Source organism: Neobacillus sp. S1115, assembly GCF_055385565.1.
In genome coordinates, this window is sequence record NZ_AP038275.1 from 1636986 (window position 1) to 1652652 (window position 15667).

General features: G+C 36.7%; 16 protein-coding genes and 1 pseudogene. 13 read left to right on the forward strand and 4 right to left on the reverse strand.

Going from position 1 to position 15667, the window contains the following annotated elements; genetic code table 11:
- The first annotated feature begins 145 nt into the window (after positions 1 to 145).
- From ACZ5B7_RS08000 to ACZ5B7_RS08010, 3 genes are all read left to right on the forward strand, one after another.
- Positions 146 to 886, forward strand: a complete 741-nt coding sequence (locus ACZ5B7_RS08000; RefSeq protein ID WP_464493365.1) for an ABC transporter ATP-binding protein — start codon at positions 146 to 148, stop codon at positions 884 to 886.
- A complete protein-coding gene (locus ACZ5B7_RS08005; protein ID WP_464493366.1) occupies positions 879 to 2105 on the forward strand; it encodes an ABC transporter permease in 1227 nt (408 codons plus the stop codon). The genes ACZ5B7_RS08000 and ACZ5B7_RS08005 overlap by 8 nt, the downstream gene beginning before the upstream one ends.
- An 86-nt stretch (positions 2106 to 2191) precedes the next feature.
- Positions 2192 to 2914 carry an EcsC family protein gene (locus tag ACZ5B7_RS08010; RefSeq protein WP_464493367.1) on the forward strand — a complete coding sequence of 241 codons (723 nt, stop codon included), beginning with the start codon at positions 2192 to 2194 and terminating at the stop codon, positions 2912 to 2914.
- Between the two features lie 18 nt (positions 2915 to 2932).
- Here the strand turns inward: ACZ5B7_RS08010 and ACZ5B7_RS08015 are convergent, their stop codons facing one another.
- Positions 2933 to 4111 carry an amidohydrolase gene (locus tag ACZ5B7_RS08015; RefSeq protein WP_464493368.1) on the reverse strand — a complete coding sequence of 393 codons (1179 nt, stop codon included), beginning with the start codon at positions 4109 to 4111 and terminating at the stop codon, positions 2933 to 2935.
- Between the two features lie 197 nt (positions 4112 to 4308).
- Positions 4309 to 5349, reverse strand: a pseudogene (locus ACZ5B7_RS08020) (hypothetical protein); the annotation flags it as partial.
- Between the two features lie 85 nt (positions 5350 to 5434).
- On the opposite strand from ACZ5B7_RS08020, the gene ACZ5B7_RS08025 reads away from it, so the two are divergent.
- On the forward strand, positions 5435 to 6922 hold the full coding sequence (locus tag ACZ5B7_RS08025) for a recombinase family protein (RefSeq protein WP_464493369.1): 1488 nt from the start codon (positions 5435 to 5437) through the stop codon (positions 6920 to 6922).
- Positions 6923 to 7039: 117 nt separating this feature from the next.
- Positions 7040 to 7261: a hypothetical protein gene (locus ACZ5B7_RS08030; RefSeq protein WP_464493370.1), complete on the forward strand. Its 222-nt coding sequence runs from the start codon at positions 7040 to 7042 to the stop codon at positions 7259 to 7261.
- A gap of 1270 nt (positions 7262 to 8531) precedes the next feature.
- On the opposite strand, the gene ACZ5B7_RS08035 is transcribed toward ACZ5B7_RS08030, so the two are convergent.
- The gene (locus ACZ5B7_RS08035) at positions 8532 to 8933 is read right to left on the reverse strand and encodes a hypothetical protein (RefSeq protein WP_464493371.1); all 402 of its coding nucleotides are present in this window, start codon (positions 8931 to 8933) and stop codon (positions 8532 to 8534) included.
- A 68-nt stretch (positions 8934 to 9001) separates the two neighbouring features.
- Positions 9002 to 9736, reverse strand: a complete 735-nt coding sequence (locus ACZ5B7_RS08040) for a phospholipase D-like domain-containing protein (protein ID WP_464493372.1) — start codon at positions 9734 to 9736, stop codon at positions 9002 to 9004.
- 732 nt (positions 9737 to 10468) lie between these two features.
- Here ACZ5B7_RS08040 and ACZ5B7_RS08045 point away from each other — a divergent pair.
- The 8 genes from ACZ5B7_RS08045 (at position 10469) to ACZ5B7_RS08080 (ending at position 15544) form a co-directional block, all read left to right on the forward strand.
- Entirely contained in the window at positions 10469 to 10927 is a 459-nt protein-coding gene (locus ACZ5B7_RS08045; protein WP_464493373.1) for a replication initiator protein A, read from the forward strand.
- 16 nt (positions 10928 to 10943) lie between these two features.
- Positions 10944 to 11216: a helix-turn-helix domain-containing protein gene (locus ACZ5B7_RS08050; RefSeq protein ID WP_464493374.1), complete on the forward strand. Its 273-nt coding sequence runs from the start codon at positions 10944 to 10946 to the stop codon at positions 11214 to 11216.
- A gap of 710 nt (positions 11217 to 11926) precedes the next feature.
- Entirely contained in the window at positions 11927 to 12124 is a 198-nt protein-coding gene (locus ACZ5B7_RS08055) for a hypothetical protein (protein ID WP_464493375.1), read from the forward strand.
- A gap of 2 nt (positions 12125 to 12126) precedes the next feature.
- Entirely contained in the window at positions 12127 to 12774 is a 648-nt protein-coding gene (locus ACZ5B7_RS08060) for a hypothetical protein (protein WP_464493376.1), read from the forward strand.
- A 49-nt stretch (positions 12775 to 12823) separates the two neighbouring features.
- Positions 12824 to 13072 carry a hypothetical protein gene (locus ACZ5B7_RS08065; RefSeq protein WP_464493377.1) on the forward strand — a complete coding sequence of 83 codons (249 nt, stop codon included), beginning with the start codon at positions 12824 to 12826 and terminating at the stop codon, positions 13070 to 13072.
- 3 nt (positions 13073 to 13075) lie between these two features.
- Positions 13076 to 13348, forward strand: a complete 273-nt coding sequence (locus ACZ5B7_RS08070; protein ID WP_464493378.1) for a hypothetical protein — start codon at positions 13076 to 13078, stop codon at positions 13346 to 13348.
- A complete protein-coding gene (locus ACZ5B7_RS08075; protein WP_464493379.1) occupies positions 13345 to 13599 on the forward strand; it encodes a hypothetical protein in 255 nt (84 codons plus the stop codon). The genes ACZ5B7_RS08070 and ACZ5B7_RS08075 overlap by 4 nt, the downstream gene beginning before the upstream one ends.
- Before the next feature lie 235 nt (positions 13600 to 13834).
- On the forward strand, positions 13835 to 15544 hold the full coding sequence (locus tag ACZ5B7_RS08080) for a P-loop NTPase fold protein (RefSeq protein ID WP_464493380.1): 1710 nt from the start codon (positions 13835 to 13837) through the stop codon (positions 15542 to 15544).
- Positions 15545 to 15667: the final 123 nt, after the last annotated feature.

A 15667-nucleotide genomic window follows, 5' to 3' on the forward strand; every position in this document is an offset into this window, starting at 1 on the left:
GATGAATCACTTCATCAATTGAACTCCCCTTCGAATATTATGATGTCCGATTAAAAAGGAAATATACAAATAAAATTGAATTTCTATTTTTATTGAAAACGATTTGATAAAATAAAGGAAATCATTAAGGGAAGGACTTAAAAAAATGTCTTTATTAACGATTGAAAATCTAGTTGGCGGTTACACAAGAAATCCGGTCTTAAAAGACGTTTCTTTTGAGGTGAACGAAAAAGAAATGGTTGGCCTAATTGGCTTGAATGGCGCAGGAAAGAGCACAACCATTAAGCATATCATTGGATTAATGGAACCACATCAAGGTGTCATAAAAATAAATGGACAAACCATCACAGATCATAAAGAGGCATATCGTAAAATGTTTACGTTTGTTCCGGAAACACCAATTTTATATGAAGAATTAACATTGGAGGAACATTTACGCTTAACGGCGATGGCTTATGGACTTTCTGAAACGGACTATAAAGCCCGCGTTTCTCCATTGCTCACTGAATTTCGGATGGAGAAGCGCCTAAAGTGGTTTCCAGCTCATTTTTCTAAAGGGATGAAGCAAAAGGTGATGATCATGTGCGCATTCCTTGTGCAGCCATCTCTCTACATCGTAGACGAGCCGTTTGTCGGCCTCGACCCGCTCGGTATCCAATCATTGCTCGATTTAATGAAGAAAATGAAAGAAAATGGGGCGGGAATCTTAATGTCGACCCATATTCTAGCTACTGCGGAAAAATATTGCGACCGGTTTGTTATTTTGCATGAAGGGAAAATTCGGGCAAAAGGGACACTTACAGAGCTTAGGGAGCAATTTTCGATGCCGGCCGGGTCATTAGATGACATCTATATTCAGTTAACAAAGGAAGAAAATTATGTTTAATGCGGTGAAACTTTGGAAGGAACGGGCAGGCCGGCGTGTTAAGGATTTGAGCACGTATCTTCGCTATATTTTCAATGGCCATCTTGTCATTGTTTTATTGTTTCTGATTGGCAGCGGTGCTTATTATTATCAGGAGTGGATTAAAACTTTATCAACTGATTTTCCGGCGGAAATTATTCTAGCCCTGTTTATCAGTTTTCTCTTAACATACAGCCCAGTTTATAATTTTTTATTGGAAGCGGATAAGGTATTTTTGCTTCCGTTAGAAGATAAATTAAAGGGGTATTTTCTTCGTTCCGGATTCGTAAGCTTTATTTTTCAAGGTTACATACTCTTACTCATTTTTGCTGTTCTTATGCCAATGTATGCCCATATAAGCAGCACTGGCTTTCGCTTATTTTTCCCGTTTCTCATTGTTCTTTTTGTCATCAAGGGATGGAATCTATTAGTCAGCTGGCGGATTTCTTATTTTGTTCAGACATCAGTACATAGATGGGATCTGACCGTCAGATATTTCATTAATCTCTCGCTAACCTATTTGCTGTTTAAACAGGCAAATTTTGTAGTCCTTTTGGTCATTGCTTTGATAATGGTCTTGTATTATTTCTTTTTCCATAACAGAACAAAAGCCCTAGGGTTAAAATGGGATTTATTAATTGACGAGGAAGAAAAAAGAATGGCTTCCTTTTATCGGCTTGCAAATATGTTTACAGATGTGCCGAAACTAAAGGATACGGTAAAAAGAAGAAAATGGCTGGATTTCCTCTTGGGGGGGATTCGCTTTTTACAAGAAAAAACGTATCTCTATTTGTATGCACGGACTTTTTTGCGGTCATCGGATTATCTCGGACTGTTTGTCCGCTTAACGGTTATTGGTATACTAGGGATTTATTTTATTTCGTTTGGATTGGGACAAATTCTCATCAGTATTTTGTTTTTATATTTAACTGGATTTCAACTGCTTCCGCTTATCCATCACCACCAAAACAAGCTGTGGGTTGACCTTTATCCGGTTGCTGAAAAACACAAGCATGATGATTTTCATTTATTGCTGATGGTCATTTTAACAATCGAAAACATTGTTTTTGCCCTGTTTATTTTTCTGAAGGGAGAAATATCCCTGGCATTATTGGAACTTGCCGCAGGCCTATTGTTTAACTTCTTATTTGTTTATTTTTACAGTAAAAATAGAATGAAGGATAAAATGACCCCCCTTTGAGTTTAGGCAAAGGGGGTTTTTTTTGAAACCAAACGGCTGATTCTTACGTATTTACGCATAAAATTAGTATGGCGAGGTGAGGTTTGATGAACGATTATGAATTAAAGGTATATGATGAAGTTCAAGACTGGAAACGAAAATTGATAAGACGGTCGGGAATGATGAATAGGATCTCGAAAAAGGCGCAAGGGAAAATCAATGAAATCATCCCCGAAAAAGTTCATGAAGTCATGACGGACAGCATTAAAACAATGGTAAAGGCTACTTTATTTGGTTCGCAAATGACCACCAACAGAAATGCTGCAGAAGGGTTAACTCTTGAAGAAAGAGATGAATTAGTCCGCAAAAAAATTTCCACCTACCAAAAAACGGCGATGGTGGAAGGGGCCGGCACTGGTGCGGGTGGGATTTTGCTGGGGCTGGCAGACTTCCCTTTGCTGTTAACCATCAAGATGAAGTTCTTATTTGATGCAGCCTCCGTTTACGGCTTCAATACGAAGGAATATGAGGAAAGGTTATTTATTCTTCATGTCTTTCAGCTTGCTTTTTCAAGCGATGAAATCCGCAGAAACACGTTATCTGAAATTGAAAACTGGGAGGAGCGAAAGCAGGTACTTGTGGAAATGGACTGGCGGAAGTTCCAGCAGGAATACCGGGATTATATTGATTTTGTCAAAATGCTTCAGCTTGTTCCGGGGATCGGCGCCTTTATTGGGGCATACGCCAATAACAACCTAATGAAAACATTAGGCGAAACGGCGATGAACGCTTATCGGTTAAGAATTTTGCAAAAAGCCCCTGAGCTTTAAAAGTTCAGGGGTTTCGCTTTAGTCTCTGTGAACGGTGATTGCTGCTGTTCCCAATGTCTTGGCAGCAATCAGCATTGCTTTTTCATCGATATCAAATCGTGGATGGTGATGCGGGTAGGCATCGTCATCGCTTTCCGGTTTCGCACCAGTAAAGAAGAAGGTCCCAGGAACCTTTTGCAAATAATAGGCAAAATCTTCTCCTCCCATATCCGGTTCGGTCTCTTCAATGAATTTTACCTCGGCAACATCCTTGGCACATTCAGCCAAAAACGCGGTTTCCTTTTCATGATTCACTACTGGAGGATAACCTCGATAATATTTATAGTCGTAAGTGCTGCCTGACATATAGCATGTGCCGTGAATGATTCGTTCAATTTCTTCCTCAATAAAGCTTCTAAGCTCTTCTTTGAAAGTACGGACCGTTCCGACTAGATGTGCTTTATCGGCAATGACGTTAAAGGCATTTTGCGCGGTAAAGGAACCGATGGTAACAACGGCCGAATCAATCGGATTGACCTTGCGACTGACGATTTGCTGCAGATTTAAAACCAACTGTGAGGCTATCACGATTGCATCTTTTGTTGTATGCGGCTGTGCGCCATGACCGCCTTTTCCTTGGATTTTGATTTCAAATCGGTCTGGCGCCGCCATGAAAGGGCCAGTTCGATATTGAATCGTACCAGTTGGCACGCTTGCCCATAAGTGGGTGCCAAAGATCACATCCACACCTTCTAAGCAGCCATCCTCAATCATCGAAATGGCACCACCTGGGGCATATTCTTCGGCATGCTGGTGAATAAACACATAGGTTCCTTCGAGATTGTCCTTAAGTTCATTCAATGCTTTGGCAAGGAGCAGGAGGGTGGCGGTGTGCCCGTCATGTCCGCAAGCGTGCATAACTCCTGGCACTGTTGATTTATATGGGACATCATTCTTTTCATCCTGAATCGGCAGGGCATCAAAATCGGCTCGTAATGCCACGGTTTTACCCGGCTTTTTACCATAAACCTTTGCCATTACACCGTTCCCGCCGACATTGCTGTTCACTTCAATTCCAAGTTTTTCATAAAAGGAAACAATAAATTTGGCCGTTTCGTATTCTTGATAGGATAGTTCCGGATGCTGGTGAAGATGTCGGCGGATGGAGACCATTTCCTCATAGGAATTTTCTAATTTAGCAAACAATTCATCTAACATATGTAAATCCCCCTCTTAGTCTTTACTAGCTAATCAGAAAGCATAAGTGCAACTACGCCTCATGAACCGCCCTTAGGGCTCGCCAATCGGCGAGTTTTCTTTAGAAATAAATAGCCTCTTTTTCATACTATTTTAACATTTATATAAGATATGGAACAAATAGAAGAGGCTGAAGATTTTCAGCCCCATTTAGATAGTTAGATTAGAAACATTGCCGCTATCGTGGTCACCACAAGGCCGATCACGACCGGAACGAGATTTCGCCGTGCAAGTTCGAAGGGGTCAACATTACAAATTGCTGCCGCCGGGATGAGGGCCCAAGGGACAAGGGTTCCACCGCCAACCCAGATGGCGGCGATTTGACCTAGCGCTGTCAGGGTAGCCGCCCCTTTTCCAATCGCGACGGCAAAAAGAGCAGCCACTGAACCTGCCAGTGAGATACCGGAAAATCCTGAGCCGTCAAGTCCAGTAATGGCACCAACAGCAGTCAGAGTAACGGCTCCAACCGCCTTGCTTAACGGAACGATGTTAGCAAGTGCCAGACCTAGGTCGTTGACAATTCCTTGAGATGCTTTCGGCAGATATTCTCCGATGATTTTCGTAAAGCCGGCATCTCCCAAGTAGAAGAAAGCGGCAATTGGAATGACTGGACCAAAGACTTTAAATCCAAATTGGAAGCCTTCAATCAAGTAACTTGTTGTTTTTTCAAGACCTTCATTTTTGAAACTTGTCAATGAGATTAACAGAAGAATTAAAATCGAGGTTCCGCCAATCAAGGCTGTTGCATCTCCACCGGTTAAATCAAGGATTGTCATTGCAGCAACGTCAGCGGCAAATAATAAAGGAACTATTATGGCAAAGAATCGTTTCTGGGAGAGAGAAAGCAGCCCCTGCTGTGTGGTTTCAGCTTCAGAAGCGGAGATAATCGATGTATCGGCCTTCAGAATTCCCCGCTTCATGTCACGGCGCAGGAAGTAAAAGGCCGCAATCGTTGTCACAATACCCATGATAAATACTAAAGGAATGCTGGCATCAATGACATCTTGGATGGGTATCCCGGCGGCATCAGATGTCAGTTTCGGTGCAGCCTGAATGACAAAATCACCCGATAAAGCAATTCCGTGCCCGAATAGGTTCATGGCCATGGCAACGCCCAAAGCAGGGAGCCCAGCCCTAATGGCAACAGGAAGAAGGACGGCACCGAGCAAAGCTACCGCGGGTGAAGGCCAAAAGAACCATTAAAAGCACTTATAGACACCACTTTAAAATGTTGGTATCATTGGTTTTAGGGAATAATACTAACATCAAGGAGTTGACACCGAAGTGGTAACAAACAACAACATCATAAAGAACGTAGCAGTGTACCTTCGTATTTCAAGGGATAAAGGGGAGAACGTGGACACCCTACAGAACCACAGAGAACGTCTTGTAAGGCTATGTGAGGATAGGGGATACACTTACAGCATATATGAGGAAATCGTTTCAGGTCAGGCTAGAATGGAAGCAAGGGAAGCCCTTAATAGTTTACTGGATGATTTAGAGAAATATGATGCGGTTGTGGTTACAGCTATTGACCGTTTAAGTCGTGATTTAGAATACAGTATCCACATATTTAAGCGATTAGAAAAAGCAGGGATTCCAGTTATTACACCTGAAAGGATTTACACCGAACAAGACTTTACCTTATACGCTATTGAATCAACCTTGGCACATGGGGAGTATAAGCAAATTAGAAAGAGGATGCTACAAGGCAAGCGAGATAAAGCCCTTAGAGGTGAAATCGTAGCAAGCAGACCTCCATACGGTTATGATTCTATTCTTACCAAGGATAAAAAGCGTACCTTTATACAGAATGAAGAAGCAGAAACCGTCAGGAAGATATTTAACCTTGCTATAAATGGTTACGGCGGAAAAACAATTTCTGATATGACTGGTAAGGCTTATAAATCAGTTCAAAATATTATACGCAATGAAGCCTATACTGGAACAATGATTTACAAAGATATAAGGGTAGAAGATGCCTTTCCTGCAATCGTGGATAAAGATACTTTTAAGAAGGCTAACAATGCCATGAGGGAAAGATTTGCAGGAGATAGGGAACAAAGAGTAAGAACAAAAGGTAAGGTGAGAACCATTCTAAAGGATTTAGTTTACTGTGATAATTGCGGTAGAAAGATTAGCTTCCAGTTAAAGAGAAGGGAAGTCTATGAAGATGCAATGGTTACTAAAAAGTGTGAATGTGGAATGTCAGGGACTAAAGAGGAAACATTGTTAGCTGAGTTTTACGCACAGTTCTATTGGGTTGAATTACATTTCAGAGAACAATGGCAGAAGGCACTGGATACACCGTTAGAGGACAAAAAGGGAATCATTGAAGGACAGCTTACCGAACTAACAAAGAAGCAAGAGAAGCTTAATAAACGGTTAAAGAATGCTAGAGAAATGCGTTTAGATGGTGAACTAAGTAAACAAGAATTTGAAGAAATCAAATCAGAATCAGAGAATGAACTTATTGCCCTTTCCAGTAAGATAGCTGAACTAAATGAGGAATTATCATCACTGGACACCGCCAAGTTATCACAAGGCTATCAGGAGAAATTAAAGCTTATCGGAATGATTAAGCAGGAATTAAATTTACCTGAGGGTAAAGGACAGCTTAACTATACCAAGATTGAAGAATGTACCAACAAGGAAGAAGCTAACCGTCTGTTAAAATTACTGATAGATAAGATTTATTATTTCAGAGGGATTGAAGCGGATGCCTTTGGAAATGAAGAAGAAGTTATAAAATTAACCATTGCCCCTAAGTAATTATACTTAAGGGTTTTTTTGGAGGTAAGAAAGTAAATTATTTACTATTAAAACTCTTTAAAATGATATATTAGATATATTAGATATATCTATATTATTAAGGAGGGGTGATATAACATGTTAGAAAAAAACAATCTTATTCCTAATGCTGGTACGGCGAAAGAAGTAGGGGAAGCCTTAGTTGAAGTAGGTAAAGCGATGGGGGATGCGATAAGGGAACATCCTGTAAAAGCTTTAGGTATAGGAGGGGTTTTAGGGGGACTTTATTTGTTAAAAGATAGAAAGTTTAAATTAAAACTTAAAAGACCAGATTTAGACATTGAATTTGAAGCAGAATAAACATTTTTGGTCCGCAGCTAAGAAGTAATTTCTTATGAAATTAAAGAAGGCTTTACTTTCAATAAGGACCGTCTAAAGGCGGTTTTTTTTAATGGGATTATTCCTTTAAAATTAATTATCAGTCGAATCGACGAAGTCGATCCAACCTAAAAAGGGGTTATAAAAGAATATGGATTGCAATGGCTTTTCTTATTCTGCTAACGGGGCAGGATAGTTGAAGAAAAAATACCAATAATTGGTCAAATATAGAGACAGATTATCACCATAATTTAGTTATAATGAAATTAATAAATAAACGGTAAATTGGAGAATTTTTATGAAGTTAATAAATACTTTTTTTGAACCTGTTTCTAATCTTTCAAAAAACCAAAAAATATTGCGGTTGTTTTTCTTTCTTATTCTATTTACTGAAATTATCACTCGTATTTTTAAAATTGATTCAATGTTGGTTCAAAATATAATTGATTCAGTAATGGGATTATGCCTAATTGCTTTCGTCTTTGAAATGTTGATTTTAAAGAACAAAAAGTAATAATAACTAGTTCGAGTTATTAAGCTAACGGGTGCGATTGTTCAATACGGACAGTCCACCCAAATTTGTTTTTGAAAAAAATAAAAATAGATGCCCCAAGTTAATTTTCAAAATGTATTAGATACTAATGCCCACCCCAAATATTTCCATTACTTAAAGCACCCCTACCACCATTTTCCAGTATCGTTACATTTTACCGCTTTATCTCTATTGGCAATCATTAACATTGACATGAATAGTACAATAGTATCTCTATGTGTATGGTTATAGATGGAAGGATATTAGTATAAGTATACATAAACTTGTATAAAAACGTATGATAAACAGTGATATAATAATTATTCGCTATAAAGTATGCAACGTATATACAATACAGTGTTATTCATTATTCATTTGCTACATTAAATGCACTTATAGAGACAATCATAATATGGTAAGGGTGGTGTGTATTACCAATTGACTTAACAGAAAGGGGATTATTTCCACCGTTTATTTATTGGTTTTAATAGGTAATAAATTAAGATTATGACATCCAGTGTTTTTACCAGTAATTACTATTGACATACCTCTAGCGGAATGTTCATTAGGTTGGACATAATTTAACCCTCTTCCTTGTGATAAACCTTAATACAAAAAGATTTGTGGAATCAAAAGATAAAAAGTACTAGTGTAAAGAGTGGACAAGAAGTGGACAAAAAAGACCCTAACCGTTTAGGCTAGAATCCTTGGTGTTTATATTTATCTTTTATTCTGAGTCTTATATTGAGTTATATCCCAGAATTTAACCTCTGTACCATTGTTAATTAAATCTTGAACGGTAAATATTTTTCTACCTTCAATTTCTAACTCTTTAATATGACCGTTCATTCGGTCTAATAATAGTTCCCCTAGATGACTGTATTTATATTCTTGTTGAGTTTCATCCATGAATATTGTACTAAATGCTTCATCATACAATACATGCACTAAAGTAACCTTTTCTAATTTGTTACCTCTGTTAGTTCTTTCGTAGGGTGTGTAATAATTACCGTATTCATCCCTTACAAAATCAATCAACCCTTGAATATTGTTTACATCCTGATTTGGTTCCCATCTAGGGCGAGTAACGGTTGGGAATTTTGGATTTGGATTTTCTGTCATACTTCAACTCTCCTTATTACCACATTTTTCTATTATTCTACCACAATTATACATATAGGATAAGTATTTTAATTATTAACGAATAACTCCATAAATTCATCTGCAAACTTCCTAACAAAATCTCGGTCAAGTGCAGTTGCCCAAGTCTCATTATTGTTTGGTGCAGTTTTACTCCAATTATAAGAACCATGCATTACATACTCTAAATCTATTATGCAGAATTTATTGTGAAGTCTGTTATACCCTTTTTTAGGTATTTTTACAACTTCAAAATTACGTTCAAAATCTGCTAATAAAGTTTGATTTGTTGGTTCATCTGAGGTGATTATTCGGACATTTAAACCGTCAATTTTTCTTAGTATCAATTCTCTATATATGTCTATATCGGTAAACCAAGCTACCGCTACCCATATAGTATATTTAGCACCTCGAATACCTTGAATTATTTCTTCTTTTATATCATCAAAAACAACATTATGTTCGACTTGTGGAGGAATGTTATCAAGTTCTACTGGTTTGGGCTTGATATTTAATCCCCAGTATTCATATTTTCCTGGTGACCTGTATACTAATGATGCCAATTTTTCTAAATCATCTCTTAAAAATTCGGCCTCTTCCATCATAGGCACTGGAACTCTTAAATCAATAAATTCCTGATTATGGTAAGGTTTATTTGCGAAAACTCCAGTTTTATCAAAGTCAATTTCTGAATTTCTTAAAAGAGTAAGTAATTGATTTTTGTTTGCATACTTTCCCCACTTTACCGTTTCGACCATTGTTCTCAAAAATTGTTCTTCGTTCATTTATATATCCCCCTAAACCTTCCAATATTGATAACCATAATATACCACAAATATGTATAAAGCAGCGGTGTAGTCGGTGGACAAAAAGTGTACAGAAAATATAAAGGCTAACCGTTTATTCCTCTTACTTATATAACGATTCAAAGGGGAAAGTGTATCCCTATTTGTGGGCGATAATCTCCCTAATCTACAGTAACGTTTTGTTACCCTTAGGGTAATATTTTGTTACCCTTGTAGTATCATTTTGTTACCCGAATAAGACTTAATATAATAAGACTTAATAGAATAATACTTAATATATTAAAAGACTGTCCTAACGGACTATGTTACTTATTAATGGATAATCACTTATAAAGAATACACCGTTATATTGTAAATGAAGAGATAGGGAACGGTAATCAACTATAAAAGAATATTAGTATTAAAGGGAAGTCCTTGCCATTGCGGTAGGGGCTTTTTTCATTGAGAAATTTTCTAAAAAACTTTTAGTTAGAGGGGTGCATATCTGACTACTTCACTTTATTTATAAGTATAAGGATTTAAAAAACCCTAAATAAAATTAACCTGATAGGGGTGCATATCTTGTTATTCACCTCGTTATATAAGTAGAGGGTTTAAAAAGACCTAAAAACTTCACTAACAATGGGTACATATCTGACTGTATCACTTGTTATATAAATATGAGGATTTAATCAATCCTTATAACTCAACTTAGAAAAGGATGTGTGTCAAATGGATAATAAGCTATCCATCTCGCAACAACAGTTTGTAAAACTGCCTAAAATATTCAAGGGTCATACCGTCTATAAGGGGTTAAGTGATTCCAGTATCATTCTTTATTCATACGGACTGGATACTCTGCAAATATCGAAACAAAATGACTGGTTCGACCATGAAAAACAAGAATACTACATTCTCTATTCGATTGAAAAAATCATGGAAGATATGAACTGTAGTAAACCTAAGGCTATCAGACTACGAAAAGAACTAGAAAAATATGGACTATGGGAAATGATTCACCAAGGGGCTAATAAGCCTACCATAATTTTCATTAGGGAACTGATACACAGCCAAGAACCTAAGAAAAAGCTTAGATATAATGTCAAGCCTAGAAATGAACCGAAGCCAGTAGACAAGACTGATATGGTCACCGTTAACGGTAAAGAAATAGATTATACAGAAATATTTTAATAGGAGTTGATACGGTATGAACGTTATTAACATCAGTAAAGGACAAGCTAAAACACTTTCAACTATTATGGCTTTGCAACGTCAGGGAAATGTGTGTCCTTCTTATAAAGAGTTATCCGTAATCACTGGATATAACGTCAGGAACGTTAGGAAGCAGGTTAGTGACCTTGTAGAAAAAGGTGTCCTGATTAAGTACCAAATGAAGCTAGATAACGGTAGGAATGCACCAAATGCCTATACCTTATCCGAAAAGCTAAGAATGGCTTGGGAAGATAGCTTTAAAGAATAGTTTAGTTTCTTGGACTGTCGGCTTTTAATAAAAGCTTAAAGATGATAGCCCTGCTTCACCTCTTTCGATATTTAGTTTTAGGGTCTATTAAAGGTATCTTACCTCCACCTTTAGTAGATTCAATAAGCTATGTATCAGCAAATAAAATGACTATAAGCAAGCCAGCTAGACAGCTTAATATTCTGTTCCGTATCAGGTTGGGTAGGTTGTCAGCCTATCTGTAAAACGTTGACATATTCGTTTAGTGGATTTTACGAATCTCTTTATTAACCAGGTGAGGGCTATCTTGTGTGTAGGGTAGTCTTTACCAACCTTTTTGTGGAGATCCCATCTCCACGAATAATAACAGGGAAAAATCAGGGGAAGAAATACTAGCCTGATGGTTAAGAAGAAAAAGCCTTGAAAGTATCCCGCCATTTCTAAAGTGACTACTTATCGAGTCAATGTTTTTTCTTTCTGCTACTGTTCCTTTTCTTGTGGAAGGGTTGAGGTCAGTACAATTTATCTTGAGTTGTCTTTTCTTTAGAGGTAGGGAACTGACGTAAAACTCATACCAAAAAGTAGAGGGAACAAGAAACCGAGACACAGACATTCCCTCTATTGCACTTTACCCGTTACAACATGATTGTAATGGCTAACCCCTATTCTCTTATGAGGGTGGGGGAAATGTTTTTATAATCGACAACACTATTAGGAGGTTAGGAAGTGATATGAACCAGTTACAAGAAGATACAATAACCGTCTTATCTAAGGAGAATGAGAAGCTAAAGAGAAAATACTTCTTTGCTACTAAGGATAATGAGTTAAACAAACAGCTAAAAGAAGCACTGGAAGAGAATGAGAAATTGGAAACAGAGTACAAACGGTTAACCGGAATAATACAACGATATGACAAGGGGAGAATTTAAACATGGATATTCAAGCATTCTTAAATACAGCAGTAGGAAGACAAATGAAGGCAATGGCAGAAAAGCATGTAGCAGAACGCAAGACAGAAAGACAGGGTTACCAAGAAGAGTTAAGCCAGTTACTAGCCAAAGGTGGAACAAGAACAAAAATAGCACAAAATAGAGGGGAAACTCGTTTTATCAAGATGGAAGGTGTACTAAGCTTTTATTCGGTAGGTGATACTGGAACGGTTAAAGACTTAAAACCGCTAACAATGGATACTTTCCAATCAATGGATAAGTTAGACCAAATGAGGTTTAAGGAAAAATATCCTGCTGAGTACATGGCAATTGAATACGGTTCATTCAAACAGGACTTATCAAAGGAGTTCTTTGAGGGTGCAGTAGTAGCCAATAACACCGACTACAAGGAACTGGAATTATATCTTAACCGTCCAACGGTATCTAATGAGTTTGAGTATCATCAGAACTTAGAAGTATCCTCCGCTTATGATTCATTTGAGGACTATAAGCAAGGGCTAACAAAGGAACTCAAGGCATACCGTCAAGATAATTCGGTAGAGGGTCGAATCGAAAGACAAAACCGTATCAGTGAACTTCAAGGGAAGATTAAGGAAATAGATTCAGAGGTTGGAGGAAGTGGGGAATAACATCCCTGCTTCTTTTTTTTCTAATCATAATAGGAAAGGTTTTGGTTAAATGGAAAAGCAGCTAAGGAAACATGATACACGAAACGGTAAAAGTAAACCTGATTATCTATCAGAACAGCAGGAAGCATTTTGTTATGCATATATAGCACATGGTCAGAACTTACAGAAGGCACTGGAAGAGGTGGGTATTAAGAGTAGAACCACTGGATACAAGTATTTAAACAATCCACTGGTGCAAGCCAAGATACAGCAGATTCAGGATATACACATTAAACCGTTAGTTATTCAGACCACTTAGAAAATGGAACTTCTAACTAACATAGCCAAGGGTGAAGACTACAATTACTATCCAAACTTTAAGACTGGTGAAATCATTAAAGCCCCAGTTAATGCTAGTGACAAAATTAAAGCCATTGAGTTAATGAGTAAGATTGACGGTGACTTTAATATCAGACATACGATTGACCAAAATAAAACCGTCTTTGTTATCGGTGGAGAAGAACTGGAAGAGGGCAGGAAGCGGAAGATAATTGAAGCGGAGATTTCATATCTTACAGAGGGGGAAGCAGAATGATTGAAGTGTTTACCGTTTTCCCTGATGGGGATTATTCTTTTTCTAAAGTACCCAAGGATAGAATTAAAGCAGTTTTTAAGAAACTGGGTACAAAGCCTGAAATGGTTATAGAGGGCATACCGTACAAGGTGAATCATTACACTGGAATCGGTACTAACATTTTAACGGACAATGACTGTATAAAAGTCTATTTGGAGAACCCAGAAGGGGAAGTATATCCGTACTTATTCTATCCAGTGGGGGAAGATTAATATAGGGAGGATTCCTTAACGGGGATTCTCCTTTTTTGTTATAAACTTATAGCAGTCGAATCGACGAAGTCGATCCAACCTAAAAATCTCTATTATAGGAAGTGGGAATAGTATCTAAGGGTAAAGTTCATCCCTACAGACACACAAAAATTATGATATCATTAAGGGTGGAATTACTTTCCATATTTAGTGGTTTTATTAGTGTCCATAGTGACTTTTAATTTGGAGGCTGTTTATGAAAGCAAATGAAATAGTTTCAGTATTAAATCATTTTAAAGATTCAAGTTATCAAAGGGTATTTATAGACGGTACTTGGGGAATTGGGAAGACAAAATATGTTTTAGATTTTAAGAAGGCACATTCTGATGCATGTTATGTCTCCTTATTTGGTAAAAAAGATACCGAAAGTATAATTCAAGAAATATATTTTCAGATTATTGATAGTGTACCTAACGGTAAATTTAAAAAATACTCTAGGAAGGTAAGAGAAATATTTAATAATGTCAACATTGAATTTCATGGCTTGACTATTTCAGTTCCACTTATAGAAAAATTACATTCAACCTTGTATAAAGAGTTGGATAAGAAAGGTACATATATAATTATATTTGATGATTTAGAAAGAAAACATCATGACCTTGATATAAAGGAAATATTAGGGTTAATTGACAGTCTTGCTAAAATAGACAATATTAAAACGGTTCTAATAGCAGCTACTGACCAGCTTGGAGAAGCGGAAGAAACCTTTAATAATTATAAGGAAAAAGCCATTGATAGGACTTATACAATCGAGGAATACGCAGATGAAGCACCCTTAAAAATCCTGGGTGAAGAGATATGGAAAGTCATAGGTATTATCGCTGAAGAATTTGAATTTAATAACTTGAGAACATTTGAAAAAACAAGTCTCTTTATTAAAGAGGTTATAGATATTCTTGGAGAAGAAATTTTTACTGATAGATTTACAAGAGATGATGTTTACCGAATGTGTTTTGCAACTGTTTTCTTTAAAATTGAACATAAAGACAAGATGATATTATTAGATACTGAACAACCTAATAGTGAGATAAGGAACGCTTTTTATTTAAACGATAAAAGTGGGGTAATCGAATATTTATATAATTACATTCTAAAGAACTCCTTGGATAATGTTATGTGTAAGAGTGTTTTTCACCATATAAGAAAATGGTATGAAACGGGTTCGTATTCTAAAGAAATGATAGTTAATTTAATTGAATCAATCAATAGCTATGAAGAGAAGCCAAAAAGCTTTTATTCATCTGAAGAGGACATACTTCGAATTATAGAAAATACTAGAGAATATTTGAGAAATTTAAACGGGTCCGAACCACTGGATGATATTATATCCAGATTAAACACTGCATTTTCATGGTGTGAAGTGTTATCCGTTGACTTTGGAATTAGCATAGAAGAAATAGTAGGATTGGTAGAAAGAAATATACCTAATAAAATCGACTTAACAAAGAGTAGTTATCAAAATGGTATTGATTTATGGGATTATCATATTGAAAGTGAGGAAGCAAGAAAAGTAGTCAAGTCTATTAACGAAGCTTTAAAGGTTGAATATTATAATCTATTGGTAAAACAAATAAGAGATTGTTTTATTCAACAATCATACAACGAATATTTATATTTAAGACAACTCCAAGACTCAATAATTTCAATCAAAGATACCCCGATTAGAGATTTTGTAGTAAAAAGCATGAGTGATAACCATTTCTTTTTTCCTATCCCTTCAGGGAGTATTACCGAAGAACAATGGTACTGGTGTCGTAGAATTAATGTATTGATAAAAGATATTGAAGAACATTGGGGAATAGAAAATTATTATGAAGATTTTAAGTCATATCTTGATGGCTTAGAAATTACTAAACAAGACAAAATACTTCAACATAGATTAAGACATCTTTTCGAGAAAAAATAAAGGTAGGATAGAAAGGTTATGGGGAAAGTTGATATTTCTTCGGAATAGAATAAATTACCAAGGAGAAGCCAAGGGCAGTATTCCCAAGGCTTTTTTGTATTGGTGTATGTAAATGCATTTAAT

Excerpts from the sequence above, each read along its gene's own strand:
- ACZ5B7_RS08000 (WP_464493365.1), top strand. The coding sequence starts at position 146 with ATGTCTTTATTAACGATTGAAAATCTAGTTGGCGGTTACACAAGAAAT.
- ACZ5B7_RS08005 (WP_464493366.1), top strand. The coding sequence starts at position 879 with ATGTTTAATGCGGTGAAACTTTGGAAGGAACGGGCAGGCCGGCGTGTT.
- ACZ5B7_RS08010 (WP_464493367.1), top strand. The coding sequence starts at position 2,192 with ATGAACGATTATGAATTAAAGGTATATGATGAAGTTCAAGACTGGAAA.
- ACZ5B7_RS08015 (WP_464493368.1), bottom strand. The coding sequence starts at position 4,111 with ATGTTAGATGAATTGTTTGCTAAATTAGAAAATTCCTATGAGGAAATG.
- ACZ5B7_RS08030 (WP_464493370.1), top strand. The coding sequence starts at position 7,040 with ATGTTAGAAAAAAACAATCTTATTCCTAATGCTGGTACGGCGAAAGAA.
- ACZ5B7_RS08035 (WP_464493371.1), bottom strand. The coding sequence starts at position 8,933 with ATGACAGAAAATCCAAATCCAAAATTCCCAACCGTTACTCGCCCTAGA.
- ACZ5B7_RS08040 (WP_464493372.1), bottom strand. The coding sequence starts at position 9,736 with ATGAACGAAGAACAATTTTTGAGAACAATGGTCGAAACGGTAAAGTGG.
- ACZ5B7_RS08045 (WP_464493373.1), top strand. The coding sequence starts at position 10,469 with ATGGATAATAAGCTATCCATCTCGCAACAACAGTTTGTAAAACTGCCT.
- ACZ5B7_RS08050 (WP_464493374.1), top strand. The coding sequence starts at position 10,944 with ATGAACGTTATTAACATCAGTAAAGGACAAGCTAAAACACTTTCAACT.
- ACZ5B7_RS08055 (WP_464493375.1), top strand. The coding sequence starts at position 11,927 with ATGAACCAGTTACAAGAAGATACAATAACCGTCTTATCTAAGGAGAAT.
- ACZ5B7_RS08060 (WP_464493376.1), top strand. The coding sequence starts at position 12,127 with ATGGATATTCAAGCATTCTTAAATACAGCAGTAGGAAGACAAATGAAG.
- ACZ5B7_RS08065 (WP_464493377.1), top strand. The coding sequence starts at position 12,824 with ATGGAAAAGCAGCTAAGGAAACATGATACACGAAACGGTAAAAGTAAA.
- ACZ5B7_RS08070 (WP_464493378.1), top strand. The coding sequence starts at position 13,076 with ATGGAACTTCTAACTAACATAGCCAAGGGTGAAGACTACAATTACTAT.
- ACZ5B7_RS08075 (WP_464493379.1), top strand. The coding sequence starts at position 13,345 with ATGATTGAAGTGTTTACCGTTTTCCCTGATGGGGATTATTCTTTTTCT.
- ACZ5B7_RS08080 (WP_464493380.1), top strand. The coding sequence starts at position 13,835 with ATGAAAGCAAATGAAATAGTTTCAGTATTAAATCATTTTAAAGATTCA.